The sequence below is a fragment of the Enemella evansiae genome (genome assembly GCF_004362375.1).
Taxonomy (GTDB): domain Bacteria; phylum Actinomycetota; class Actinomycetes; order Propionibacteriales; family Propionibacteriaceae; genus Enemella; species Enemella evansiae.
The window spans coordinates 24212-47002 of sequence record NZ_SNXA01000010.1 but is presented as its reverse complement, the minus strand read 5'-3'; the positions used below and the strand labels follow the sequence as shown (position 1 = coordinate 47002).

Genomic DNA, 22791 nt, shown 5'->3' with positions numbered 1-22791 from the left:
TCCCAAGCGGTCTACGGTGGTCGCATGCAGCAGAGGCGTACCGCGCGACACGGCATCCTGGTGGCAGTGACGATCGGTTGCCTGGCCGTGCTGCCACTGGCCGGCTGCGGCAAGCCGCCCGCCCCGGGGGCAACGACACCGGGCGCCTCGGCCGGTGCGGACGGGCCGGGGACGATCCCGAGCTCGAGCCCGACGCGCGCCGATCCGGTGGCGGCACCGACCGATCCGCCGACCGGTGACAAGTTCACCTTCGACCAGGCGGCTCGCTACGACGACGGGGTGCTGGTCGAGATCGCCACCATCGCCAAGGCGGTGACGAATCCGCAGCAGCACGGCGCCGAGGGCACCGAGGGCAGCATGGTGGTCGCGGAGATCCTGGTCACCAACCAGTCCAGCCAGCCCTACGACACCTCCGCGATCACCGTCTGGGGCTACTACGACGACGTCGGCGCCCCCAAGATCGTCGACGAGACCAAGCAGCTCGGCGATTCCTTCTCCGGTGTCGTCCAACCCGGTGCGCAGGCCAAGGCGACGATGGGCTTCGCGATCCCGGCCGACCAGCTGCAGAACGTGACGATCATGATCGACGGTGGCGCCGCCGACAAGGGCCCGGTCCAGTTCAGCGGCCCGGTGCAGTAGCCCCGAGCAGTCGCTCGCGGGCGATCGCCGCGAAGACGAACGCGGCCACCCCGTAGTCCCAGTTCGCGCCCCGCGGGACCAGCAGATAACCGGTCCGCGGGAACAGCGGCAGCGGAATGGTCGGCCCGGAGATCTCCGGTAGCACCCACTGGCCGCGCTCGGTGTGCACCGCAGCGGTGACCGCGGCCAGTGCCAGCTCGGCGGGCTCCCGATACCAGGCCGGCAGCAGCCCCAGGCGTACCCCGCTGAACCAGCCGGCCGCCGCCAGCGCGGTCGCCGACAGCTCCCGATAGGAGGGCTGGCTGAGCAGGGTGTTGAACGCCCCGTCGGGTCGCTGCCGGGCCACCATCGCCGACGAAGTACGCCCCAGCAGGCCAGCGATCACATCGGCGCGCGGGTGCGCCACCCCGATCGCCTCGACGATCATCGGCAACGCCGCCAGCACCCAGCCATTGCCGCGACCCCAGAAAACCCCTTGTGGATAAGGCTTCCGGCGACCCGCCCACCAGGCGTGCGCCCACAGTCCGGTCCGCTCGTCCTGCAGCAACCGGGCGTACTGCTCCGGCTGCCGGGCGGCCAGCTCGACCAGATCGGCCTCGCCCCGGTCGCGGCCGCGGATCGCGGCGAACACCCCGAACATCATCAGGCTGTCCACCCAGACCGAACGCGGATAGAGCCGCCCGATCGCACTCGGGCCGAGATGGTTGGTGACATCGTCGACGAGCCGCGGTTCGTGCCGCAGATAGTGCACCACCCGCTCGGTGAGTTCGGCCAGTCGCGGATCGTCGGTACGCCGCCCGAGCGGGTGCGTGATCAGCGCGGGCGCGGCCATGTCGGACTGGTCGATCCGCGGCGGATGGGTGAGATGGTGCTCGGCCCAGGCACCCAGCCAGTCGTCATAGTGCCCGGGGGCGTACGCCTCCAGCTCGGTCAGCGCGAAGCCGAGCAGCGCCGGACCCCAGCTCCACCGGCGGATCCGGCCCTGTGCCAGGTCCCGGGCGGTGAGGTCGTCGCAGAGCGCGATCGCGGTGCGCAGCGGATCGGGAGTGGTCACCATGCTTCCCTTCGACGATTCGTCCAGTCCAGCCGCAATCCCTTGCCGGCATGGGAGATCTCGATCTGCTCCGGTCCCCTGGCCACGGTGGCGAACCGACTGTCCAACCGGGGATACTCGGTCTCGATCGGCTGCCCGTCGACCAGCGCCGGCCCGTCGCGGCGCAGCGAGAGGGTGGTCCGGCCGCGGGCCGCCGGACCGGTGGGCAACCGCCAGCTGGCGAGGTCGCCGGCGAGCAGCAGCGGGCTGGCGGCGATGCCCCGAGCGAACTCGGCCAGGCTGCCGGATTCGCCGATGTCGGAGCAGAGCACCGCCCAGCCGGTGAGTTCGCCGGACTGGACGAAGTCGCTGGCGTGGCTTCGACTCGCTGGCGCTCGCTCAGCCGACGGGGGGAGGTGGCCTCGCTCAGCCGACGGGGCGGGGACGTGGCTTCGACTCCTCGTTCCTCGTCGCTCAGCCGACGTGAGGGGGTGAGCGGCGCGGACGCCGATCAGCGAGTCCCCCGCCCGGCCACAGATCCAGTCCGGTCCACGCAGCACCTCATCGAAGCGCTCGGTGGGGAACCACAGATGGCTGAACAGCGGCCTGGTCGACTCCAGATAACCGCCCCGGACGCGCAGATCGTGCACCGCGAGCAGCGCGTTGCCGTCGGCGACCACGTCGGGGTTGATGCCGTTGCCGACCCAGTAGGCCGGAGAGAAGCCGCGGGCGGTGTCGTCGAACATCGGCGCCCCGGGGTGGTTGGCGAAGACCGTGACATCACCGGGCAGGGTGGCCTGCCACAGATGCTGCTGGTCGCCGAATTTCCGTGGCTGGTAACGCTGTGCGGCCGACAGCAGCCAACCCCGGGTCCGGGTGGTGAGCACGTTCGCCCGCTGGATCGCAACGCCCTGGGTGGCCGGGTTGAGCAACCGGACCAGCACCGGCAGCAGGCCGGTACGCCGCAGCGGTGCGAACGGTGCCAGCGGGGCCAGGAAGGAGTTGCTGCGCAACCGCCAGCGGTCGAACAGCGTCATCGTGTCGTCGATGGACTCCGGGGTGGTGAAGGCCTCCATCAACCAGAAGAAGAGACCCCGGCGTACCCGGTCCCCGCCGACCGCGGTGGTGACCTCGGCCAGGTCCAGTCCGTGGCTGGCACGGACCTGGAGATCCCCTTGTTCAGCGGCGATCGCGGCGATCACCTCGGGAACCCGATACCGGCTGCGGAAGATGTACGCGGCAGAGATCCGGGTCGGATCGGGCTCACCCGGCCCGCCGAACGCATCCCGCAGGATGTCGTTCACATCGGCCGTCGCCGGATCCTGCTTCTGCGCCTCGTAACAGCGCCCGGCGCTGCCCACGAACCGCCCGCCGAATCGGTGCAGCGCCAGATCGAGATGCAGCAGGTCGAGCACCATCGTCGCCTCGGTGCGCAACGACTCGTCGGGGGCGTGGTCGACCAGCAGCGCCAGCGGGGCGATGTCCTCCTCGTAGTAGGTGTTCGACAGCCACTCGGTGAACCCGAACCGGAACCGGTCGGCGAGCCAGACCCGCAACCGTGCCGCACCCCGTTCCCGGCGCCGCAGTCCGTTGACACCGAGATTCCCGAAAATCCTGTCCGGGAAGAGGTTTCCGGCCAGGTATTCGCAGACCGCGAACAGGCACTGGTGGTTCTCCGACCAGTAGCACATCGAGTCCTCGCCCGGTTCGTCCATCCAGTAGCGGAATCCGAGGATGCTGGCGTCGATCCGGGCCAGCGTCGCCACCGAGATCAGCTCTGCCCACTCATAGCGCACCTTGAGCAGGGTGATCATCCGGAAGTCGGCGCAGTCGATGCGGGCATCGACGAAGTCGCAGAGCGCGAGCAGTTCGGTCTCATCGATGCGCCGCCCGGCGGCCAGATCGGTGATACCGGCGAAGGAGGCGCCGGTCATCTTGACCGCCATCCCCGGATCCTCGCCACCGCTGGGCGCCCGCGCCTCATCGGTCGCTCCGCTGATCGTCCAGTCGCTCGTCATCGTTGCTCCAGGGTGTCGGTCACGGTGGCGCCGCGGCGCCGATCCAGCTCCGCGGCGATCCCACGGGTGCGGTCCAGGGTGAGGGGATAGCGTCGGGAAATGAACCAGGCAACGGAAAGCAGCGTGAACACCCCGACCAGCAGTACCAGCCGGATGCCCCAGATCGCAGACTCCGGTTGCTGCGGCGGGAGCTGCCCGGCGACCGGGACGCGGTAACCGGTGAGATAGAGCATCAGCCCGATCAGCTGGATCGTGATCGCCGCCGCCACGCCCCGGGTGAAGGTCATCAGACCGCCGAAGGAGCCGGCGTCGCGGCGTCCGGTGGCCAACTCGGCGGCGTCCAGCACATCGGGGAAGATCACCCAGCTGAGCAGCTGGGCACCCGACATCCCGATCGCCAGCAGGGCCGCTGCGGCGTACACCCCCAGCGGCGAGCCACCGCGCGGATAGAGCGCGACGACCCAGATCGCGACCAGTGCCACCGGCAGCAGCGTGCGATAGATGGTGTGTTTGCTGACCCGCTTCACCAGCTGCCCGACGATCGGGAAGGCGATCAGGTTGATGGCGATGAAGGTGCCCAGGAAGACGGTCGGGTTGATGCCGCGGACCACGTTGGCGGAGTAGTAGAGCAGGGTCGCGGAGATGATGTCCATCGCGATCGCCTGCGCCAGGTACATGCCGAGCAGCACCCGGAAGGCCGGCACCTTCAGCGGTGCGGCGAACCCGCTGAAGAAGCGAAGTCGCGTCGGTCTCGGTGGCAGCGGAACCCGTTCCCGGCAACAGATTCCGACCAGCAGCACCAGGATCGTGAACACCGACCCGAAGCCGCCGACCAGGGCGAGCTGCAGGCCCCGGGCGGAGAGCGACCCCTCGCGGTAGAGGGTGACCAGTTGGGTGGCGATCAGGGTGAGCGAGGCACTGGCGACGGTGGAACAGAGCAGCCGAAGCACATTGATCCGGTTGCGGATCGCCGGGTCGGTGCTCAACTCGGTGCTCAGCGAGGCATAGGGCACCGCGATCGTCGTCTGGATGGTGTTGTAGACGATGTAGGTGCCCATCGCCCACGCTGCCAGGGCGAGCTGGTCGCGGACCGGGGGTTGCGGCCACCAGAGCAGGGTCATCCCGCCGATCAGCAGCAACCCGCCGCCGATGATCCACGGCCGGCGCCGACCGATCCGGGTCCGGGTACGGTCGCTGAGCGCACCGGTGAGCGGGTCGTTGATCGCATCCCAGAGTTTCGCGAGCAGCGCCGCGGTCCCGGCGAGCGCCGGATTCAACCCGACGATGTCGGTGAGGAAGACCAGGTGCAGCACCGCGATCAGCGAGGACGCGCCCCCGGCGTACGCATCGCCGAGCGCGAAGACGGTCCGCTCCGCGCGCCCGGGACCCGGTGGGATGCGGGTCACGGGAATTCCTGGGTGGGGGGATTCCTCTCGACACGGTCGCTGCGCGACCTACTCGAGGAACGTGGGGGGACACGGTCGCTGCGCGACCTACTCGAGGAACGTGGGGGGACACGGTCGCTGCGCGACCTACTCGAGGAACGTGGGGGGACACGGTCGCTGCTGGCAGCCAGCGGGGACTTGGGTTCGACGAGGATCGGGTGATCGACCCGGAACTCCTCACCGGGGCGTTGATCGCCGCCCTCGCGGCCGCGGACCGCGAGCAGCAGCCCGGCGACCAGGGCGGCGAGCAGCAGGGCCCCGCCGAGCTGGTCGTCGCCGCCGTTCTCCAGCACCTTGAGCTGCGCGGTGCCCGGGGATCCGCTGAGCGCGAAGTGCGAGACGGTCATCCCGATCAGGGTCATGTTGGCCAGCGCCAGCAGCACCCGGACGTAGTGCGGCAGGGTCCGGCTGTGGCCGCGGGCCATCTGGTATTCGGTGAGCTGGCGCCAGAGCAGACCGAGCAGCAACAGCGCCCCGCCACCGGTGGCGGCGAAGATGGCGGCCAACGGTTCGTCGATGATGTCGCGGTATTCGTGCAGCCGCCCGATCAGCAGCAGGGAGGCGATCGCCAGCCCCCGGTCCGCGGTGAGCCGCCGGGTCGCGAGCAACCAGATCAGCACCCCGGTGGCCAGCAGCACCGAGGCCGAGACGATCTGCCGGGTGTCGAAGGTGACCTGCAGCAGCAGCACCAGCTGGGTGACCAGCAGCCCACCGCCGAACACGGTCGCCAGCAACGCGGCCGCGGTCCGGCCCCGGCGCGCCCACAACACCCCCAGGCCGATCGCCACCGCGGCCGCCGCGACCGCGGCCAGGCCACCGGTCCAGAAGGAGTCCAACCGGACCCGGCGCAGCCCGAACAGGCTGAACAGCAGTTGCAGCACCACCCCGCCGAACACCGACAGCGCCAGCAGCAGCGCCAGCGGCCACGAGGTCCGCGACCAGGCACTGGCCAGGTCGTCGACATCGGTGGGTACGCCGCGAGCCACCGAGCCCGGCGCGAACCGGAGCACCGCCAACCCGGCGGCCGCCACCAGCAGCAGATAACCGGCCGCCAACGCGATCCCGGCCGGCTCCATGTTCACATCGGTGACCGCCAGCCAGACCTCGCGGGCGAGCGAACCGACCACCACGACCGCCAACAACCAGCCACCGATCAGCCGGCGGGTCCGCGTCCCGGGATCGGCACCGGGCACCGCCTCCCAGACGCCGCGGGCGGTCCAGGCACCGAGCCGGACCGTGAGCTCGGTCATCGCCGCACCGGCGAGCAGCGCGGAGGGAGCGGTGATCACGGTGAGCAGACTGATCCAGTAGCCGAGCAGGGTGAGGCCCCACTGCTGCATCCCCGCCCCGATGAACAGCGGCGCCAGCAACCGGCTGGCCAGCAACGACCCGATCACCAGCAGCGCGACCACGAACTCCCAGGGATTCAGCGGCCGGCGCCGGCGCCACAGTCCGAAGCCGATCAGCACCAGCAGCGCGACCGCGGTCGGCAGCAGCCCGCTCAGTCCGGGACTGGTCGGCGTACCACCGAGCACGACCGCCAGCAGCACCGCCAGCGGGAGCTGCAACCGCCAGCCCGCATGCAGCGCGGCCAGGTAGGCCAGGCTGAGGCCGACGATCGCGGCCAGCAGCAGGAACGGCCCGGTCGCCCACGGGATCGACTGGCCCCGCCCGGTGGCCAGATCCAGCATCCGCAACCGGCCGGCGGCCAGGCCGAGCACGGTCAGCAGGGCGTACAACCCGACACTGATCCCGACCAGCCAGCGCATCCCCCGCGGCCAGGGATGCTGCGGGTTCTCCTTGAGGTGGCCGCTGCGGATCGGGTCGATGAAGGTGTGCAGGACGATGAAGCGGAGCACCTGCCAGAGCCGGGTGAGGATCGTCATCGGCCCACCCAGACCACGTCCAGAGCGGAATCGGTGCTGCCGACGAGCCAGATCCGGTCGGGGCCGAGCAGGATCCGGGCATCGGCGGGCACCGGGCCGCTCACCGCGAGCCGGCGCAGTTCCCGGCCGCGCGGATCGAGCAGCCGGACCGAGCCGTCCTCCCGGATCCACCAGCCCTCGCCGGCGGCGACCACGTCGCGCGCGCCGGGCAGTTCGGTGAGCACGCCGCCGGTCGCGGTGTCCAGCAGCAGCACCCCGTCCCGGGTGCGCAGCGCGGAGACCGCCGGGTCGTCGATGCCGGGTACCAGCCGGTCCGGGCGGCTGCCGAGCCCGGCGACCCCACTGCTCCGTGAGGCACCGCTGCGGGCGTCGATGCGCAACAGGGTGCCGTAGCGGGAGACCGCGAGCAGCACCCCGCGGTCCTCGGCCACCCCGGCCAGCTCGTAGGCGAGGTCGTTGTTGCTCCAGCGCAGCGCACCGGTCCGGCCGTCGACGGCGGCCAGCCCGGCATCGGCCTTGCGGCTGACATAGACGGTGTCGCCGATCACCCAGGGCCGCCCGTCGGCGCCGTCGGGAACCTCGGTGCGCCACAGCCGCCGCCCGGTGCGCAACTCGTAAGCCTCCAGGGTGCCGCTCAGCGTGCTCAGCACCACCCGGTCCGATCCGAGGCCGACCGCCCCGTCGGGGGCGATGTCGCTGAGTCGGGTCGACCACAGCCGCAGCCCGGCTTCGGTGTACGCCACCAGCCGGCGGTCCCCGCTGGTGGCGAGCACGATGTCTCCGGTGGTGTTCAGGTTCAGTACGCCGCCGGCGGGCAGCCCCCACCAGCGGGTCAGCAGGGTCTCCCCGGCGGGGCGGTGGCCGGCGATGTCGTCACTGAGCTGACCGACGCTGAACAGGGTGCCGCTGCGGCTGAGCACGGCGGGCCGGGCGCTGTCGACGATCCGGGGCCAGGGTTCGGTGCCGCCGGCCGGGCCGCGGACCACCACCGGGGGGCGGCGGGTCAGCTCCTCCCGGACACCGGTCCAGTCGGCGGGCAGCGCCGGACCAGGCTCGGGCCAGCGGTCGGTGAACGGTTGCCGCGACAGACCGGCCAGGGTCGGCGTCCCGTCGACGATGCCGCGGTCGCGGCACCAGGTCGCCACATCGGTCCGGGTGGTCTCGGTGGCCAGTCGCAGCGTGGTCGTCGACTCCACCACCAGGCAGCCCTCGGGCCCGGGCCGGGCGACGGACTGGTTGGCGTAGCGGCCCTGCCCCTGGGGACTGGTCACGGTGCCGTCGGAGGACCAGCGCTCGCCGACGGCGACCCGGGCCGCTAGCTCCAGCAGGGCCGGTTCCAGCGCCAGATTCTCCCGCCCGTAGCGGGCGTGCAGGGAGAGCCCGGCATCGGTGGCCGAGCGCAGGGTGGCCTGGGCGGTGACCTCCTCGGCCCCCGGTCCGCCGGGCACATCGGGGCTGACCACCTCCTCCAGCCAGCGCATCGTGGTCACCGGCCCGACCGGTCCGGTCCCGGCCAGCACCACCGGTGGCACGGCCAGGGCGACCGCGGTGCCGTCCAGCAGGCGGTTCTCCACCGAGGCGGGGAACTCGGCGCGACCGAGACCGACCCGTTCGGTGCTGCCGGGCGTGGCGGCGTACCGGGCCCCCTCGTTCGCCGGCAGTGCCGAGATCGGCGCGAAGGCGACCGCGGTGACCACCACCAGGCCGGCGAGCAGCAGGATCGCGACCACCCCGGCGAGCCAGCCGGAGCCCCGAGGGGTCCTGGTCGCCGCGGTCCGCATGCGATGACTCTAACCAGCGAACGGTCTGGGAATACCGGTGCCGTGGCGGCGGTTGGATATGGTCGGCAAGGTTGTTGCAGCAAGCGATCTGCAACGGGTCGCAATTGGGAGTTGAGGACATGACGGACGAGGTGCGCGACATCATCATCGTGGGCAGTGGCCCGGCGGGTTGGACCGCCGCGGTGTACGCCGCCCGCGCGGAGCTGAAGCCGCTGGTCATCGAGGGTGCGCTCGAGGGCGGCGGGGCGCTGATGAACACCACCGAGGTGGAGAACTTCCCCGGCTTCCCGACGGGCATCATGGGCCCCGATCTGATGTCGAACATGCGTGAGCAGGCGGAGCGCTTCGGCGCCGAGATCCTCACCGAGGACGCCATCAAGCTCGACCTGACCGGCCACGTCAAGGTCGTCGAGACCGAGTCCGGCACCTACCGGGCCCGCTCGGTGGTGCTCGCGACCGGTTCCGGTTACCGCAAGCTCGGGCTGCCCGATGAGGACCGGCTCTCCGGCCGCGGCGTCTCCTGGTGCGCGACCTGCGACGGATTCTTCTTCAAGGACAAGGATCTGGCCGTCGTCGGCGGTGGCGACTCCGCGGTGGAGGAGGCCACCTTCCTGACCCGCTTCGCCCGCTCGGTGACCCTGGTGCACCGCCGCGACGAGCTGCGCGCCTCCAAGATCATGGCGGCCCGCGCGGTCAAGGACCCCAAGCTGCACTTCGCCTGGAACTCCGAGGTCACCGCGATCCACGGTGAGGACTCGCTGACCGGGTTGACGCTCAAGGACACCGTGACCGGGGAGACCCGCGAGCTGCCGGTGCAGGGGCTGTTCATCGCGATCGGCCACGATCCGCGCTCGGAGCTGGTCAACGGCCAGGTCGAGCTGAACCAGGACGGCTACGTGCTGGTCGACTCGCCCTCCACCCGGACCAATGTGCGCGGCGTCTTCGCCTGCGGCGATCTGGTGGACCACCACTACCGGCAGGCGATCACCGCCGCCGGGACCGGTTGCGCCGCCGCCCTGGACGCGGAGGCCTACCTGGCCGAACTCGACGACGAGGCCACCCCCGGTGTGGTCCTCGAGGAGGAGCTCCCGGTCGTCGGCTGAGGCCGGGGTTGCTACTCGATGAACGTGGGAGGCGCGGGTTGGCGCGACTTGACCGGCGCGGCAGACTTGGGGCGACGATTTCGACCGACTGGACAGACCAGGGGGCGCCGCAATGGCCGTGACCGAGGTGACCGACACCACCTTCGATGAGATGGTGCTGCGCTCCGAGCGTCCGGTGCTGGTCGACTACTGGGCCGAGTGGTGCTCGCCCTGCAAGCAGTTCGAGCCGATCCTGGACGAGTTGTCGTACGCCTATGGCGACCGGATGGACTTCGTGAAGCTGGACACCGACGACAACCAGGTCACCCCGACCAACTATGCGGTCAAGGGGCTGCCGACGGTGCACTTCTTCGTCGACGGGGAACTCGTCCAGAGCCTGCAGGGCGCCCGGACCAAGGCCACCATCACCCGGGCCATCGAGGAGTACGTCTGATCCATGAGTGACAGCAAACCGCCGCAGGGCTCGACGCCCTGGTCCCCGGGCCAGTCCGGCCGGCCCGACCCGGAACCCGGGACCGCGAACAAGCCCGACGAACCGACCGAGCTGCCCGGCCTGGCCGGTGAGGACGAGCCGCACAAGCGCAGCAACATCCCGGTCGTGGTGATGGTGGTCGCCCTGGTCGTGCTGTTGGCGACCCTCGGCGGGGTCGGTTATCTGGTCACCCGGCAGTCCGCGGCACCGACACCGGCCAGCACCCCGCTCGCCCCGGAGCCGACCGGCAAGCCCGACCTCCCGGTGACCGCCGGGGCGTACTCCCGCGACCCGGGCAATGTGGAGGCCCCGCCCGAGTTCGGCGTGGACCGCAGCGTGCAGACCTCGAGCGCCAACTACCGGCAGAACGGGCAGCCCGCGCTGATCGCGATCGGCGCCCGCCCGGTGCCCGACGGCCGCGCGCTGCTCACCCAGATCAAGGCCAACGGCGTACGCCAGATCGGTGACGCCTGGTGCGGGCGGATGCCGGACAACGAACTCGATGTCTGCGTGGTACGCCGCGGCCAGACCGCGGTGCTGGTCGTCGGGCTGCGCAGCCAGCCGGTCGATGAGCTCGTCGCGGCCGGCAAGGAGATCCTGCAGGGCACGAAGTGACCGCCCTCCTCCCCTAGGCTGAGCGCGACGAACGCGCGGCCCTCAGGAGGAACGGTGACCCAGCCACCCAACAACGGCGGATGGCAGCAGCCCGGCCAGCCTTATGGGCAGTACCCGCAGGGGCAGCCGCAGTACCAGCAGGGACAGCCGCAGTACCCGCAGGGACAGCCGCAGTACCCGCAGGGGCAGCAGTTCCCGCCGCAGCAGCCCGGTCAGCCGGTACCGCCGGGAGGCCCGGGCCAGCCCGCGAAGAAGGGCATCCCGCTGGGTGCGAAGATCGGCGCCGGTGCGGCAGCGCTGGTGCTGGTCGGCGTCGGCGCCTTCGTCGCCGTCGACCCGCTCGGGATGCGCGCGAACACCGAGACCGCCAAGGCCGCGCCGGCGGACACCATCGCGTACGCCAACATCAATCTGAACCCCGGAGCCGCCCAGCAGGTGGAGATGATCCGCTTCGCGCTGAAGTTCCCCTCGGTGCGGGAGAAGACGAACCTGCGTGAGGGCGGTGACCCGAAGCAGCAGCTGTTCGAGTCGATCACCAAGGACCAGAACTGCCCGGTCGACTACGAGAATCAGATCAAGCCGTGGCTCGGTGATCAGGCCGGGTTCGCGCTGCGTCGCGGCGCCCAGTCGCCGATCGTGCTGCTCGCCGCCAAGAACGAGCAGCAGGCCCGCGACGGCATCGCCCCGCTCGCCCAGTGCTCGAACATGAACGTGGCCTTCAGCAACGGACACCTGGTGCTGGCGGAGGGGCAGGGCAGCGCCGATGACGCCGCCCGGGCCGCCGACCAGGGGTCGCTGGCCGATCAGAAGCCGTTCACCGATGCGATCGACAAGCTCGGTGGCACCGGCGTGGCCAGCTTCTGGGCCGATGGTGCGGGCCTGCAGCAGGCCGCCGGCGGGCTGACCGGCGGGATCGGCATGGCGGCCCCCCAGACGCCCTTCGAGACCACCGCCGGCACGCTGCGGTTCACCGGTGGCAATCCCGAGCTGACCGCCGTCACCCGCGGTGGGACCTCGCTCGGTTCGGCGAAGACGAAGGTCGGTGACCTGCCGGCCGAGACCACCATGGCGCTCGGCATCGCCGGCGGCCGCACCCTGGTGCCGCAGATCATGGACACCCTCACCAAGGCCGGCATGGACCCCAGCACGGTCGCCGCGCAGACCGGCCTGCAGCTCCCCGGCGATCTGGAGACGCTGCTGGGTGACGATCTGGTGATCGCCGCGGACCGTTTCGACCCGAACCGGGTGGACCCGACGAATCCGGACACCATCCCGATCGGATTGGCGATGGACACCGACCGGGCCAAACTCGACGCGCTGCTCGCGAAGTTCGAGCAGAGCGGCCTGCAGCTGACGAAGGTCGGTGACAAACCCACCTATGTCTCGCTCAGCCCGGCGTACGCCCAGAAGCTCAGCAACCCGGCGCAGAAGCTGAAGGACTCGCCGAACTTCAAGGCCGCGGTGGCCAACGCCGGCGGGGCCCAGGCGGTGTTCTATCTGGACCTGAACGCGTTCAAGCCGCAGTTGACCGGGAACATGGATCCCGAGCAGGCACGCAACGTCGAGCCGCTGCAGTCGATCGGGGTGAGCTCCACCGACGCCGGGGACAACTGGTCCTCCTCGGTGATCCGGGTGACCGCGCGCTGACCCGATCGGCTCGTATTCGACTCTCTAGCTTCTGACCTAGATAGGCCTAGCGAGCTTCATCGTCGGAGCCGGCGATGGCCTCGGGGTGATCGGTGATGTACTGCTCGATCACCGTGTCGACGTCCGGATCCGGTTCCAGGCCGAGCGTCGCGGCGCGGGAGTTGTCGGCATCCCGCGGCCAGGTCACGACCAGCGCCCGGATGGTGTCGTCGGGTTGCACGACGACCCGATCGGCGACCTCGTCGCCGGCGATCCGGCGCAGCGCGGCCACCATCTCGCCGACGGTGACCCGCAGCCCGGGCAGGTTGACCGGAAGCCGTCCGGTGAGCTCACCGGGACCGTCACCGCGGGTGGCCTCGGCGAGGGTGAGGATGCCTTCGACGGTACGCCGGGGTGAGGCGAGCAGCACCGGAAGCTCGGGTTCGACCGGACAGATCGCCTGCTCGCCGGCGAGCGGCTCGCGGATGATCCCGGAGACGAAGCTGGAGGCGGCGGCGTTCGGCCGGCCGGGGCGTACGCAGACCGTCATCAACCGCGCGACCCGGCCGTCCAGGAATCCCTTGCGGGTGTGGTCGTTGACCAGGTATTCGCAGATCGCCTTCTGGGCGCCGTAGCTGCCCTGCGGCATCGGCAGCTGGGTCTCATCGATCGTCGCCGCGAGCGGGAGGGCGTCGTCGCTGCCGTAGACGGCCAGGCTGGAGGCGAAGAACAACCGGACCAGCGGACCGCCGGCCTGCTGCTGGGCGCGGCAGGCGGTGAGCACCGCGCGGGTGACGTCGACGTTGGCGTGCATGCCGAGGTCGAAATCCCGCTCGGATTCACCGGAGACGGCGGCCGCGAGATGGAAGAGCACGTCCACCGGTTCGGCGAACAGCTCATCGATCGTGTCGGTCAGATCGCCGACCACGGTGGTCACGCGCTCGTCGTCGGCGAACGGGTCCGGGTCGGGCGCCATCCGGTCGGCGAGCACGAGCTGGTCGATCGGCCGGCCGTCGAAACTCCCCCGCTGCAACAGTTCGCGGGCGACCGCGTTGCCGAGAAATCCGTGGCCGCCGGTGATCACGATGCGCATGCTGACCTCCTCGTCGAGTCGGGTGCTGGGATCACCCTAGTGCGCTGTTCGAGGAAGGACGTCTCGGAACGTGTACGGAACTGCTGCCACAGTGGCAGCAGTTCCGTAGCGTGCGGGAGGGTTGGTCCCCAGCGGTGGCTTCGACTCGCTGCGCTCGCTCAGCCGGCGTTGCGGGTACGCGCCCCGGAGCGCTCGAAGAGGCCGATCACCACGCCGGAGACCAGGCTGATCACGATCGAGCCGAAAAGCGCGGCCCAGAAGCCGGAGACGTGGAAGCCGAGGCCCAGCACACCGGCCAGCCAGGACGAGAGCATCAGCATCAGCGCGTTGATGACCAGCAGGAAGAGCCCCAGGGTGAGCCAGATCAGGCAGCCGGTGAAGAAGGACACCACGGGCTTCACGAACGCGTTGACGACGCCGATGATCACCGCGACCGCCAGCAGGGTCCCGATCACGGCCGCGGTGCTGCTGCCGGTGACGTCGATGCCCGGGACCAGGGTGGCGACGAAGACGGCGATTGCGGTGGCGATGATCTGGATGACGGTGCGCATGTCTCCATGCTGGTGGCCGGGCGGGTGGCGTACCAGCGGGAATGTCCCCCTGTTTTCCCTGAGATCCTGCTCAGGTGAGGGCGCCGATGACCAGCGCCAGGATGACGGTGTTGAAGACGAAGGCGAGCGCCGCGTGGCCGCAGACGGCCTTGCGCATCCGGGTGGTCTGCACGTCGACATCGGTGGTGCCGAAGGTGGTGCTGACCATCAGCGCGAAATAGAGGAAGTCCCAGAAGACCTGCGGTTTCCCGCCGGGCTGGTCCAGACCGCCGTGGTCGGCCTGCAACCGCGCGTAGTAGACGGCATAGCTGACTACCACGATGATCCAACTGACCGCGACCACACCGATCGCCAACCCGCTGAGGATCGAGCGGTCGCTCGGATTGCCCACCGCCTCGATGCGCGGGAGGATCGACGCGCCGGCGAAGGCGACCAGGGCCAGCGCGAGCGCCGAGTCCGGGCCGTCGCCGCCACCGAGGAACCAGCGCAGCGCGCGCGTCTCACCGCGCGGCCGACGGACCAACGCCGTCAGCTCCGCCGCCGAGGCGCGCCGGAATGCCTGCCAGGTCAGCAATCCGTAGGCCACCCCGTAGAAGACCCAACCGAGCATCACCGCGCCGATCTCCTTGGAGGAGAACTCACCGCGCAGGGTGGCGAAGACCAGGTAACCGATCACCGCCGGTACCAGCGCGATCGCGATCGCCACCAGCGCTCGACTGATCTCCTTGTGGATCCAGGTCCGCCGCACCGCGTGCTCTTCGCTCATCACCGGCGTCATCCTAGGGGTCCGGGAGCGCAGCCCACGTCCCTTGACCGAGGGGTCGGCAACCGGAACGATCGGGCCATGACCAGCGATGCGGCGGGCTCTCCCGACCTGACGGCGATTCTCGACGCGGTACCCGGACCGGTCCCCGAGGAGGGCCGGCGGGCCGAGATCCGGCGCCTGCGCGCGGAACAGGGCCGACGGACGGTCGCCCTCGACGACGACCCCACTGGTTCGCAGAGCGTGCACGGGGTGGAGGTGGTCACCGTGCTGGAGCGCAGCGAGTACGCCGCAGCGCTCGCCGAGCCCGGTGCCACCGCGTTCCTGCTCACCAACTCCCGCAGCCTGGCCCGCAACGTGGCGATGACGCTGAACGAACGGCTCGGCACGGGGTTGTTCTCGCTGGCCGCCGAGGGTGGCTGGCCGCTGGATCTGGTCAGCCGCAGCGATTCCACGCTGCGCGGGCACATCCTCACCGAGGTGACCGCACTGGACCGGGCCCGCCGCGAGGTCACCGGGAACGGCTTCGACGGTGTCCTGCTGGTGCCGGCCTATCTCGAGGCCGGCCGGTTCACCGCCGGTGACGTGCACTGGGCGATGGTCGGCGGTGAGGCGGTACCCGTCGGCGAGACCGAGTTCGCGAAGGACCGCACCTTCGGCTATCGCTCCTCCGACCTGAAGGAGCTGCTGGCCGAACTCAGCGCGGGTGAACTCGCCGGTGACCGGGTCCGGTCGCTGTCGCTGGAGCTGATCCGCGGTGGCGGGGTCGCCGCCGTGGCCGACGCACTGCGCGCCGCGATCGGAATCGCCACCGCGGACGGCCCGACCTGGTTCGTGGTGAACGCCACCGACTACGCCGACCTGGAGACCGTCGCACTCGCCCAGCAACAGGTGCAGGCCGAGGGGGCGAGCTTCCTGGCCCGCTCGGGGCCCAGCTATGTCCGGGCGCTCAGCGGGATCGAACCGCGGACGGTGCTCACCGCCGCCGATATCTGGCCCGAGGGTCGCCGCGACGACGGGCACGGACTGCTCGTGGTCGGTTCGCACGTCGGGATGACCACCCGCCAGCTCGACCGGGCGCGGGCGCGCGGGCGACTGGTCGAGGTGGAACTCTCGGTACCCGACCTGCTCGGCAAGGAGGCGGACACCCATCTCGCCTCGACGATCAGCCTGGTGACGCGTTCGCTGACGCACAGCGACGTGCTGCTGCTCACCAGCCGGGAACTGGTCGCCGTCGACGATCCCGAGGACTCGTTGGCGATCGCCCGCAAGGTCTCCCAGGCGATCGTCGAGGTGGTGAAGCAGGTGCGCGACGCCCGGCCGGCCTGGGTGGTCGCGAAGGGCGGCATCACCTCCCACGACGTCGCGGTCCGCGGCCTCGGCATCCGCCGCGGGCTGGTGCTCGGGCAGCTCTTCGAGGGCATGGTGTCGGTGGTCCGCGCCCTCGATGCACCACCGGAGGTGGTCGGCGTGCCCTATGTGGTCTTCGCCGGCAACGTCGGCGACGAGTACGCGCTGGCGAAGGTGCTGGACCGCTTCGCCGCGGAGCGCCCCCGTTCCGATGCAGACGCCGGGAATGACGCCCAGGAAGGAAATGCGCGATGAACGTCGGGTGGATCGGATTGGGTGCGATGGGTGGCCCGATGGCGGGTCAGTTGGCCCGCAGCGGTTTCACCGTGACCGGTTTCGACCCGGTGGTGCGCGGGCTGGCCGGCGTCGCCGATGCCCCCGACGCGGCTGCCGCGGTCGCCGGTGCCGAGGTCGTCGGGCTGATGGTGGCCACCCCGGCACAGGTGCAGGCCGTGCTCGATTCGGTGCTGGACGCGCTCACCGAGGGCGCGGTGGTGCTGGTGTTCGCCACGATCGGCCCCGATTCGGCACGGGAGGCGGCGCTGCGGCTGACCGAACGCGGGATCGGGATGGTCGACGCCCCGGTCTCCGGCGGCACCGTCCGCGCCGGCACCGGTGAGCTGCTGCTGATGGTCGGCGGGGAGCCGGCCGCTGTGCAGCGGGCCCGACCGGTGCTGGACGCCCTCGGGTCGGTGCACGTGGTCGGTCCCGAACCGGGCGATGGGCAGCGGCTGAAGCTGGTGAACCAGCTGCTCTGCGGCATACACGTCGCGGTGGCCGGGGAAGCCCTGGCCTATGCCGAGGCGATGGGGTTGGATCCGCGGACCTGCTGGGAGGTGCTGCGGAGCGGTGCGGCACAGTCCTTCATGTTCAACGACCGGGGCGCCCGGATGCTCGACTATCCCGAGGTGCCGGTGTCCTCCGCGGTCGACATCATCGCCAAGGATCTCGGCCTGGTCACCGACGCCGCCGAGGGCGTACGCCAACCGGTTCCGTTGGCCGACACCGCCCTGCGGCTGTTCCGCGACGGCCAGAGCGAGGGGCTGGGGCGTACCGACGACTCGGCGCTGGTCGAGGTCGCCCGACTGGCCCGGGAGTCCGGACCCGGCTGAGGGGTCGGGACCGTCAAGGCGCCCGACCCGGTGCGTTGGTCGGCTCGCTAGGGCGCCGCGCCGGTACGCCACCGGCTCACCCACCACACGGCACCGGCGGCGACCAGCAGTCCCACCCCGACCGCACCGACACCGATCGCGGCCGGCATCCGCCAGGCCGGGCGGCCACTACCGGCCCCGCGGATCTGGTCGCCGCCGAAGTCCGGGACACCGCTGACCGCGCCGCCGACGCGGGTGGTCAGGGTGTAGTCCACCGTCAACGGACCGGGCAGCGCATCGGGCGACAGCCAGACCGCGATCAGGTGCCGGCCGGCCAGGAACGGGGTGCCGCCGCGACCGCGGTAGGCCCGCAGCGCCACCGGGTCGGTGACCAGGTCGGCCTGGTCGGCGTCACCGGTCAGCGATGCCGAGGTCTCGGCCACCGTGCCGAGATCCGGACCCAGTGCGGTGATCCCGAACTGTGGGGCGGCATCGGCGACCCGAGCCGTCTCGGTCGAGGGCGCGATCCGGGCCTGCACCTGCAGCCACTGCCCCCAGTCGAGATCGGTGGCGAAGACCTGCAACTGTCCGGAGGTGAGCCGCAGCCGATAGCTGCGCTCGGACTCGATCGGAGCCGGGTCGATGAGCGTGCCCGCGGTGACCTGGGCCTGGTTGTCGGTGGGCAGCTCATCGGGGTTCGGCCGGGGCGCCGGGCCGGGCAGCTGGTCGTAGTTGCGGGCCCGCGGCACCTCGATCACCCGCAGCAGCGTCTGAGCGGGTTCGGCGGCCCGGGTCATCTCGGGCAGGTTGACCCGCTGCACCCGGGCCTGCACCGAGGGTTCGGGGCCGCAGCCGTCCAGCGCATCCCCGCTGACCGCGACCACCCCACCGCCGCGGGTCGGGGTGAACTCGCTGCCGGAGAAGCAGTCCCGGCCCTGACCGAGCGAGGTGTCGATGGAGAACCCGTCCCGGCCCTGCCCCGGCGGCAGCATCACCGCACCCAGATGGATGGTGCTGTCCGGCTGGCTGCGCTGCACTCGGTAGTAGCGGTTCCGATCCACCTGATCGAATCCGTTGCCCAGGCTGCTGCGGCTGTCCCCGAGCGGCAGCGCGGTCGCATTGGCCGGGTCGGTGCTGCCGATGATCTCGCCGGGAGCGGCGGCGGCGAGCGGGGCGCCGGCGACGGCACCACCGAGCAGCAGGCCGCCCGCGAGCGTACCCGCCAGCAACCGGCGGAGCCGGCCGCGCGATCCAGGATTCACCGCGCCATTGTGTCGCAGCCCGGCCCGGTACGCCGGAGCGGCGCGGGGCTGCTGGCATGCTGACGGCATGGGTGAGGTGTTCGGCGGGCGGTTCGAGCTGGTCGACCCCATCGGCGCCGGCGGCGCCGGGACGGTCTGGCGGGTCTGGGACTGGAAGGAGTTCGGCTACCGGGCCGCGAAGTTGATGAAGCAGTCGGACTCGATCGCGCTGCTGCGCTTCATCCGGGAGACCGGCACCCGGATCGACCACCCGCACGTGCTCGCCCCGACCTCCTGGGTCGGTGAGGACGACCGGGTGCTGTTCACCATGGACCTGGTCAGCGGCGGCTCGGTGGGAACCATGATCAACGACTATGGCCCACTGCCCGACTGGTTTTCCATGATCATCATCGATCAGCTGCTGTCGGCGCTGGAGACCGTGCACGCCAGCGGCCTGATCCACCGCGACATCAAACCCGGCAATCTGCTGCTGGCGGCGACCGGGACGGCGCTGCCGAGTGTCCGGCTCGCCGACTTCGGGATCGCCGCCCGGATCGACGACCCACGGCTCACCCACACCACCGAGGTCGTCGGTACGCCCGGTTACATGTCCGCCCTCGCCCGGATGGGCACCGATCCGGAACCGGCCCAGGATCTCTATGCCACCGCCATGGTGCTCGGCGAGATGCTCACCGGCCAGCGGCCCCGGGAGACCGATCCGCCGGTGGACCTGGCCGCGGCCGGGGTCTCCGCACCGTTGACCGAATTCGTGGAGCGGCTGGCCGCCGAGTCCGGGCACGGTTTCGGCTCGGCCGCCGAGGCCCGCCGGGCGCTGCGCGGGATCCGCGCGAGCGGTGCGGCGGAGAGCGACCCGATCGAGGTGTTCGACCAGATCGGCCCGCTGCCCGAGGGCTGGGGGCCGAACGGCCCCGGGCCGCGGGTGGGTGCGTCGGCGGCGACGGTTGCGATCACAGGGACGGGGACTGGTACGCCGGCCGGCGGGACCACCGTCGAGACGGCACCGCGGCGGCGTACGCCGAAATCGGTGTGGGTGTTGGGAATTTCCGGCCTGATCTGTCTGCTGGTGGCCCTGGTGCTTGCTATCTTCTGAGCCGATCTTTGCTTGAGTAAAATTTCGGGGTCAGTGCAAAGAGTGGAATGTTCGGCTCACCTGGGAGGTCCGATGCAGCGCGGGGACGCCGCAGTCACACAGACCCGAGCTCGGCAGGTCGAGCTCTATGGCGAACCGCTGCAGGACGTGCTCGGCCGCTGCGCCCGCGCCCTCAATCTGACCCAGGCACGGATGTCGGAACTGCTCGGCATCTCCGCCCCGATGCTGTCCCAGCTGATCAACGGGCACCGGATCAAGATCGGCAACCCGGCCGCCGCGCAGCGGCTGCAGTGGATGATCCAGATCGCCCAGCAGGTGGAGACCGGGACGATCCCACTGCCGGACGCCCTGGTCGAACTGCAGCGCAATGCGGAGTCCTCCGAGGTGCTCGGCGCGACGACCACGACCGGCGCCCCCCGGCGTACCCGTCACCTGGCCACCGAGATCCAGGAGATCTGCCGGCGGACCGCATCGGCGAGCGATTTCATGGGTGCCGCGGAACTCGTTCGGGACCGGTATCCGGAGATCGCGGAGTTCCTGTCGATCTATGGCGCCGAACGCGCCGATCGCGCGGTGCAGCACACCGACAACATCCTCGCCGAGTGAATCCGCTGGACACGGCGAACCCGCCGCATTTGCTGCCCTGATTGAGGAACTTCTCACAGTTACCCACTTTTCGTCGGGTCAATCCCCCTTCACTTTGAGGTCTCGACAGTGCGCGGAGACCCGGAGATATAGTGATTTTCCGGAAGGTTGATCTTCTTTCTCGATCGGCAGCTAAGCCCAGTTCAAGGAGCGAGCATGACGAACAGCAACAACGAGATCGATGCCCTACTGAACGCCACCGTCTATGACAGGGACGGGTCCAAGGTCGGCAGTGTGGGTCAGCTCTATCTGGATGATGACACCGGCCAACCGAGCTGGGTCACCGTGTCGACCGGCCTGTTCGGCACGAAGGAGACGTTCGTCCCGCTCCAGGACGCCACCTACACCGAGGGTGAGATCCGCGTACCGCACGACAAGGCGACCATCAAGGACGCCCCGAGTCTCGACGTCGATGAGCACCTGACCCCCGACTCGGAGGCCCGCCTCTACAGCCACTACGGGATCGCCGACAAGAGCGGTCAGCAGACCGGGATGACCGCCAACCAGGGCCAGGGCGCCGACGAGCGTCAGCGGTTGCGTCGCCACGAGCGTCAGGGCGGCGGTGTCGGAACCGGCGCCGCTGCGGGTGCTGCCGGCGCGGCAGGTGCCGCGGGTGCGGCCGGGGCTGCCGCCGGTGGCCGGGATCGCGACCGCGACGGTCAGTACGACGACCGCACCGGGAACCAGCAGGGCGGGCTCCGCGACAAGCTCGACCGCGACAACGACGGCCGCCTCGACTCCGACGACCTCCGCGGCCGCGACCGCGACCGCGACCAGCAGGGCGCCGGTTACGGCCAGGGTCAGCAGGGCGCCGGTTACGACCAGGGCAACCAGCAGGGTGGCGTACGCGACAAGCTCGACCGCGACAACGACGGCCGCCTCGACTCCGACGACCTCCGCGGCCGGGACCGCGACCAGCAGGGCGCCGGTTACGGCCAGGGCCAGCAGGGCCACGGTGCGGCCGGTGCGGCGGGTGCCGCTGGCGTCGCCGGCGCGGCCGGTGGTGCGGCCGGCGCGGCCTCGCAGCAGCAGGGCGGTTACCAGCAGGGCCAGCAGGGTGGTTACCAGCAGGACCAGGGTGTCCAGGGCGGGCCGGGTTACCAGCAGAGCCAGGGCGTGCAGAGCCAGCAGAACCTGCAGGGGCAGGGAATGCAGGGCGAGTCCGGGTACCAGCAGGGTGCCGGTGGCGCCCCGCAGCGCTCCGCCGATCAGGACTACACCCAGCAGGGCGGTCACCAGCATGGTCAGGGCCAGCAGGTCCCCGGTCAGCAGGGCGGCTACCAGCAGGGTCAGGGCCAGGGTTACGACCAGGGCCAGGGCGGATACCAGCAGGGCACCGGCCAGGGCGGTTACGACCAGGGCCAGCAGGGTGGCTACCAGGATCGCGATCAGGGCCAGCAGGGCGGGCTGAAGGATCGTCTGGACCGCGACAACGACGGCCGCCTCGGCGCCGATGACCTCACCGGTCAGCGCGGCCAGGGCCAGCAGGACCCGACCCAGCAGGGTCAGGGCCAGGCCGGCGACAAGCACGGTCTCGGCGGGACCCCGATCGGTGAGATGGGCAACCTGCGCGACAAGCTGGATCGCGACGGCGACGGCAACGTCGGCCGCGGCGACCTGCCCGGCGGCCGCTGAGCCGCTCGGTCGGCGTACAGCCAACCAACCAACCTGCGAACGCCCCGGCACCTAGCCGGGGCGTTCGTGGTGTCCGGGGTCGGACCCGCAGATCTCTGCCAGACTCGAGGCCATGGAGGCCGGTGAGTTCTGGGATTTCGTCGAGGCGGCCAGCAATACGCTCAGCGACAGCGGGCACAGCACGGACCCGTCGGCGACCCGGCTGCTGCTCACCCTGAACCGCGCGTCCGCGGTCGTGACCTATGACCTGGAGGCCTCCATCCACCGGCCGCGCGGCCGCTCCTGGGCGGCGTTCCGGCTGATGTTCGTGCTCTGGCTCGCCGGCCCCCTGGAATCCAAGCGCGCCGCCGAGCTGACCGGTCAGAGCCGGGCCGCCATCTCCAACCTCACCGCCCCACTGGTCGAGGCGGGCGTGGTCTCCCGGTCCGCGGATCCACAGGATCGACGTTCGGTTCGCCTGGCACTCACCGAGACCGGGCGGACCGAGATCACCGAACTCTTCGCCGAGCACCACCGCCGCGAACAGCAGTGGGCCCAGGCCCTCAGCGCCGAGGAGCGGGCCACCCTCACCCGGCTGCTGGAGAAGTTGATCACCCGGACCGATTTCCCGGTCCGCGGCCGACCATGATCAAACTCGTTGTGGTTCCATGATCATGCTATCCATGATCATTGACCTCTTGGGCATGATCGGCC

20 protein-coding genes are annotated in these 22791 nt (G+C 70.6%); 11 read left to right on the top strand and 9 right to left on the bottom strand.

Translation table 11 applies throughout. The features are described 5' to 3' along the window. Positions 1-24 precede the first annotated feature (24 nt). Positions 25-639: a hypothetical protein gene (locus tag C8D81_RS11635; RefSeq protein ID WP_094356875.1), complete on the top strand. Its 615-nt coding sequence runs from the start codon at positions 25-27 to the stop codon at positions 637-639. Here C8D81_RS11635 and C8D81_RS11630 read toward each other — a convergent pair. From C8D81_RS11630 to C8D81_RS11610, 5 genes are read right to left on the bottom strand one after another with little or no spacing between them, the layout of a single operon-like run. Next, positions 620-1693 carry a glycoside hydrolase family 88 protein gene (locus tag C8D81_RS11630; protein ID WP_166646785.1) on the bottom strand — a complete coding sequence of 358 codons (1074 nt, stop codon included), beginning with the start codon at positions 1691-1693 and terminating at the stop codon, positions 620-622. The genes C8D81_RS11635 and C8D81_RS11630 overlap by 20 nt on opposite strands. Beyond that, positions 1690-3690 (bottom strand): hypothetical protein, encoded by a 2001-nt coding sequence (locus C8D81_RS11625; protein ID WP_133626113.1) that lies wholly within the window; start codon positions 3688-3690, stop codon positions 1690-1692. Before C8D81_RS11625 ends, C8D81_RS11630 begins: the two co-directional genes overlap by 4 nt. After that, on the bottom strand, positions 3687-5096 hold the full coding sequence (locus C8D81_RS11620; protein ID WP_166646784.1) for an MFS transporter: 1410 nt from the start codon (positions 5094-5096) through the stop codon (positions 3687-3689). Before C8D81_RS11620 ends, C8D81_RS11625 begins: the two co-directional genes overlap by 4 nt. After that, positions 5093-7021: a hypothetical protein gene (locus tag C8D81_RS11615; protein ID WP_133626112.1), complete on the bottom strand. Its 1929-nt coding sequence runs from the start codon at positions 7019-7021 to the stop codon at positions 5093-5095. The genes C8D81_RS11620 and C8D81_RS11615 overlap by 4 nt, the downstream gene beginning before the upstream one ends. Then, entirely contained in the window at positions 7018-8802 is a 1785-nt protein-coding gene (locus tag C8D81_RS11610) for an outer membrane protein assembly factor BamB family protein (protein WP_133626111.1), read from the bottom strand. The genes C8D81_RS11615 and C8D81_RS11610 overlap by 4 nt, the downstream gene beginning before the upstream one ends. Positions 8803-8921: 119 nt before the next feature. On the opposite strand from C8D81_RS11610, the gene trxB reads away from it, so the two are divergent. From trxB to C8D81_RS11590, 4 genes are all read left to right on the top strand, one after another. After that, positions 8922-9905 (top strand): thioredoxin-disulfide reductase, encoded by a 984-nt coding sequence (gene trxB / locus C8D81_RS11605; protein ID WP_094356879.1) that lies wholly within the window; start codon positions 8922-8924, stop codon positions 9903-9905. A gap of 112 nt (positions 9906-10017) precedes the next feature. Beyond that, positions 10018-10338, top strand: coding sequence for a thioredoxin (gene trxA, locus C8D81_RS11600; RefSeq protein WP_094356880.1), 321 nt, complete (start codon positions 10018-10020; stop codon positions 10336-10338). A gap of 3 nt (positions 10339-10341) precedes the next feature. Beyond that, positions 10342-10992 carry a hypothetical protein gene (locus tag C8D81_RS11595; protein WP_133626110.1) on the top strand — a complete coding sequence of 217 codons (651 nt, stop codon included), beginning with the start codon at positions 10342-10344 and terminating at the stop codon, positions 10990-10992. A 54-nt stretch (positions 10993-11046) separates the two neighbouring features. Beyond that, the gene (locus C8D81_RS11590) at positions 11047-12639 is read left to right on the top strand and encodes a DUF3352 domain-containing protein (RefSeq protein ID WP_133626109.1); all 1593 of its coding nucleotides are present in this window, start codon (positions 11047-11049) and stop codon (positions 12637-12639) included. A 46-nt stretch (positions 12640-12685) separates the two neighbouring features. On the opposite strand, the gene denD is transcribed toward C8D81_RS11590, so the two are convergent. The 3 genes from denD to C8D81_RS11575 all read right to left on the bottom strand — a co-directional run bounded on the left by denD (position 12686) and on the right by C8D81_RS11575 (position 15028). Continuing rightward, a complete protein-coding gene (gene denD, locus C8D81_RS11585; protein WP_133626108.1) occupies positions 12686-13711 on the bottom strand; it encodes a D-erythronate dehydrogenase in 1026 nt (341 codons plus the stop codon). A 158-nt stretch (positions 13712-13869) separates the two neighbouring features. Next, positions 13870-14262 (bottom strand): phage holin family protein, encoded by a 393-nt coding sequence (locus tag C8D81_RS11580; protein ID WP_094356884.1) that lies wholly within the window; start codon positions 14260-14262, stop codon positions 13870-13872. A gap of 70 nt (positions 14263-14332) precedes the next feature. Continuing rightward, positions 14333-15028, bottom strand: coding sequence for a DUF1345 domain-containing protein (locus C8D81_RS11575; RefSeq protein ID WP_166646783.1), 696 nt, complete (start codon positions 15026-15028; stop codon positions 14333-14335). A 78-nt stretch (positions 15029-15106) separates the two neighbouring features. Here C8D81_RS11575 and C8D81_RS11570 point away from each other — a divergent pair, with 78 nt between their 5' ends. Then, positions 15107-16630: a four-carbon acid sugar kinase family protein gene (locus C8D81_RS11570; RefSeq protein ID WP_133626106.1), complete on the top strand. Its 1524-nt coding sequence runs from the start codon at positions 15107-15109 to the stop codon at positions 16628-16630. Further along, positions 16627-17487, top strand: coding sequence for an NAD(P)-dependent oxidoreductase (locus tag C8D81_RS11565; protein WP_133626105.1), 861 nt, complete (start codon positions 16627-16629; stop codon positions 17485-17487). Before C8D81_RS11570 ends, C8D81_RS11565 begins: the two co-directional genes overlap by 4 nt. A 47-nt stretch (positions 17488-17534) precedes the next feature. Here C8D81_RS11565 and C8D81_RS20925 read toward each other — a convergent pair whose 3' ends face one another. Next, entirely contained in the window at positions 17535-18728 is a 1194-nt protein-coding gene (locus C8D81_RS20925) for a hypothetical protein (RefSeq protein ID WP_166646782.1), read from the bottom strand. A gap of 67 nt (positions 18729-18795) precedes the next feature. Between C8D81_RS20925 and C8D81_RS11560 the strand changes: the two genes are divergently transcribed. The 4 genes from C8D81_RS11560 to C8D81_RS11540 all read left to right on the top strand — a co-directional run bounded on the left by C8D81_RS11560 (position 18796) and on the right by C8D81_RS11540 (position 22726). Next, on the top strand, positions 18796-19818 hold the full coding sequence (locus tag C8D81_RS11560) for a serine/threonine-protein kinase (RefSeq protein WP_166646781.1): 1023 nt from the start codon (positions 18796-18798) through the stop codon (positions 19816-19818). A 72-nt stretch (positions 19819-19890) separates the two neighbouring features. Further along, entirely contained in the window at positions 19891-20424 is a 534-nt protein-coding gene (locus C8D81_RS11555) for a helix-turn-helix domain-containing protein (RefSeq protein ID WP_133626103.1), read from the top strand. A 195-nt stretch (positions 20425-20619) separates the two neighbouring features. Then, a complete protein-coding gene (locus C8D81_RS21265) occupies positions 20620-22098 on the top strand; it encodes a PRC-barrel domain-containing protein (RefSeq protein WP_208109239.1) in 1479 nt (492 codons plus the stop codon). 112 nt (positions 22099-22210) lie between these two features. Next, the gene (locus tag C8D81_RS11540) at positions 22211-22726 is read left to right on the top strand and encodes a MarR family winged helix-turn-helix transcriptional regulator (RefSeq protein ID WP_094426399.1); all 516 of its coding nucleotides are present in this window, start codon (positions 22211-22213) and stop codon (positions 22724-22726) included. Positions 22727-22791 lie beyond the last annotated feature (65 nt).

Coding starts and splice junctions, on each gene's coding strand:
- C8D81_RS11635 (WP_094356875.1), top strand. CDS start 25: ATGCAGCAGAGGCGTACCGCGCGACACGGCATCCTGGTGGCAGTGACG.
- C8D81_RS11625 (WP_133626113.1), bottom strand. CDS start 3,690: ATGACGAGCGACTGGACGATCAGCGGAGCGACCGATGAGGCGCGGGCG.
- C8D81_RS11615 (WP_133626112.1), bottom strand. CDS start 7,021: ATGACGATCCTCACCCGGCTCTGGCAGGTGCTCCGCTTCATCGTCCTG.
- C8D81_RS11610 (WP_133626111.1), bottom strand. CDS start 8,802: ATGCGGACCGCGGCGACCAGGACCCCTCGGGGCTCCGGCTGGCTCGCC.
- trxB (WP_094356879.1), top strand. CDS start 8,922: ATGACGGACGAGGTGCGCGACATCATCATCGTGGGCAGTGGCCCGGCG.
- trxA (WP_094356880.1), top strand. CDS start 10,018: ATGGCCGTGACCGAGGTGACCGACACCACCTTCGATGAGATGGTGCTG.
- C8D81_RS11595 (WP_133626110.1), top strand. CDS start 10,342: ATGAGTGACAGCAAACCGCCGCAGGGCTCGACGCCCTGGTCCCCGGGC.
- denD (WP_133626108.1), bottom strand. CDS start 13,711: ATGCGCATCGTGATCACCGGCGGCCACGGATTTCTCGGCAACGCGGTC.
- C8D81_RS11580 (WP_094356884.1), bottom strand. CDS start 14,262: ATGCGCACCGTCATCCAGATCATCGCCACCGCAATCGCCGTCTTCGTC.
- C8D81_RS11575 (WP_166646783.1), bottom strand. CDS start 15,028: ATGAGCGAAGAGCACGCGGTGCGGCGGACCTGGATCCACAAGGAGATC.
- C8D81_RS11570 (WP_133626106.1), top strand. CDS start 15,107: ATGACCAGCGATGCGGCGGGCTCTCCCGACCTGACGGCGATTCTCGAC.
- C8D81_RS11565 (WP_133626105.1), top strand. CDS start 16,627: ATGAACGTCGGGTGGATCGGATTGGGTGCGATGGGTGGCCCGATGGCG.
- C8D81_RS11560 (WP_166646781.1), top strand. CDS start 18,796: ATGGGTGAGGTGTTCGGCGGGCGGTTCGAGCTGGTCGACCCCATCGGC.
- C8D81_RS11555 (WP_133626103.1), top strand. CDS start 19,891: ATGCAGCGCGGGGACGCCGCAGTCACACAGACCCGAGCTCGGCAGGTC.
- C8D81_RS21265 (WP_208109239.1), top strand. CDS start 20,620: ATGACGAACAGCAACAACGAGATCGATGCCCTACTGAACGCCACCGTC.
- C8D81_RS11540 (WP_094426399.1), top strand. CDS start 22,211: ATGGAGGCCGGTGAGTTCTGGGATTTCGTCGAGGCGGCCAGCAATACG.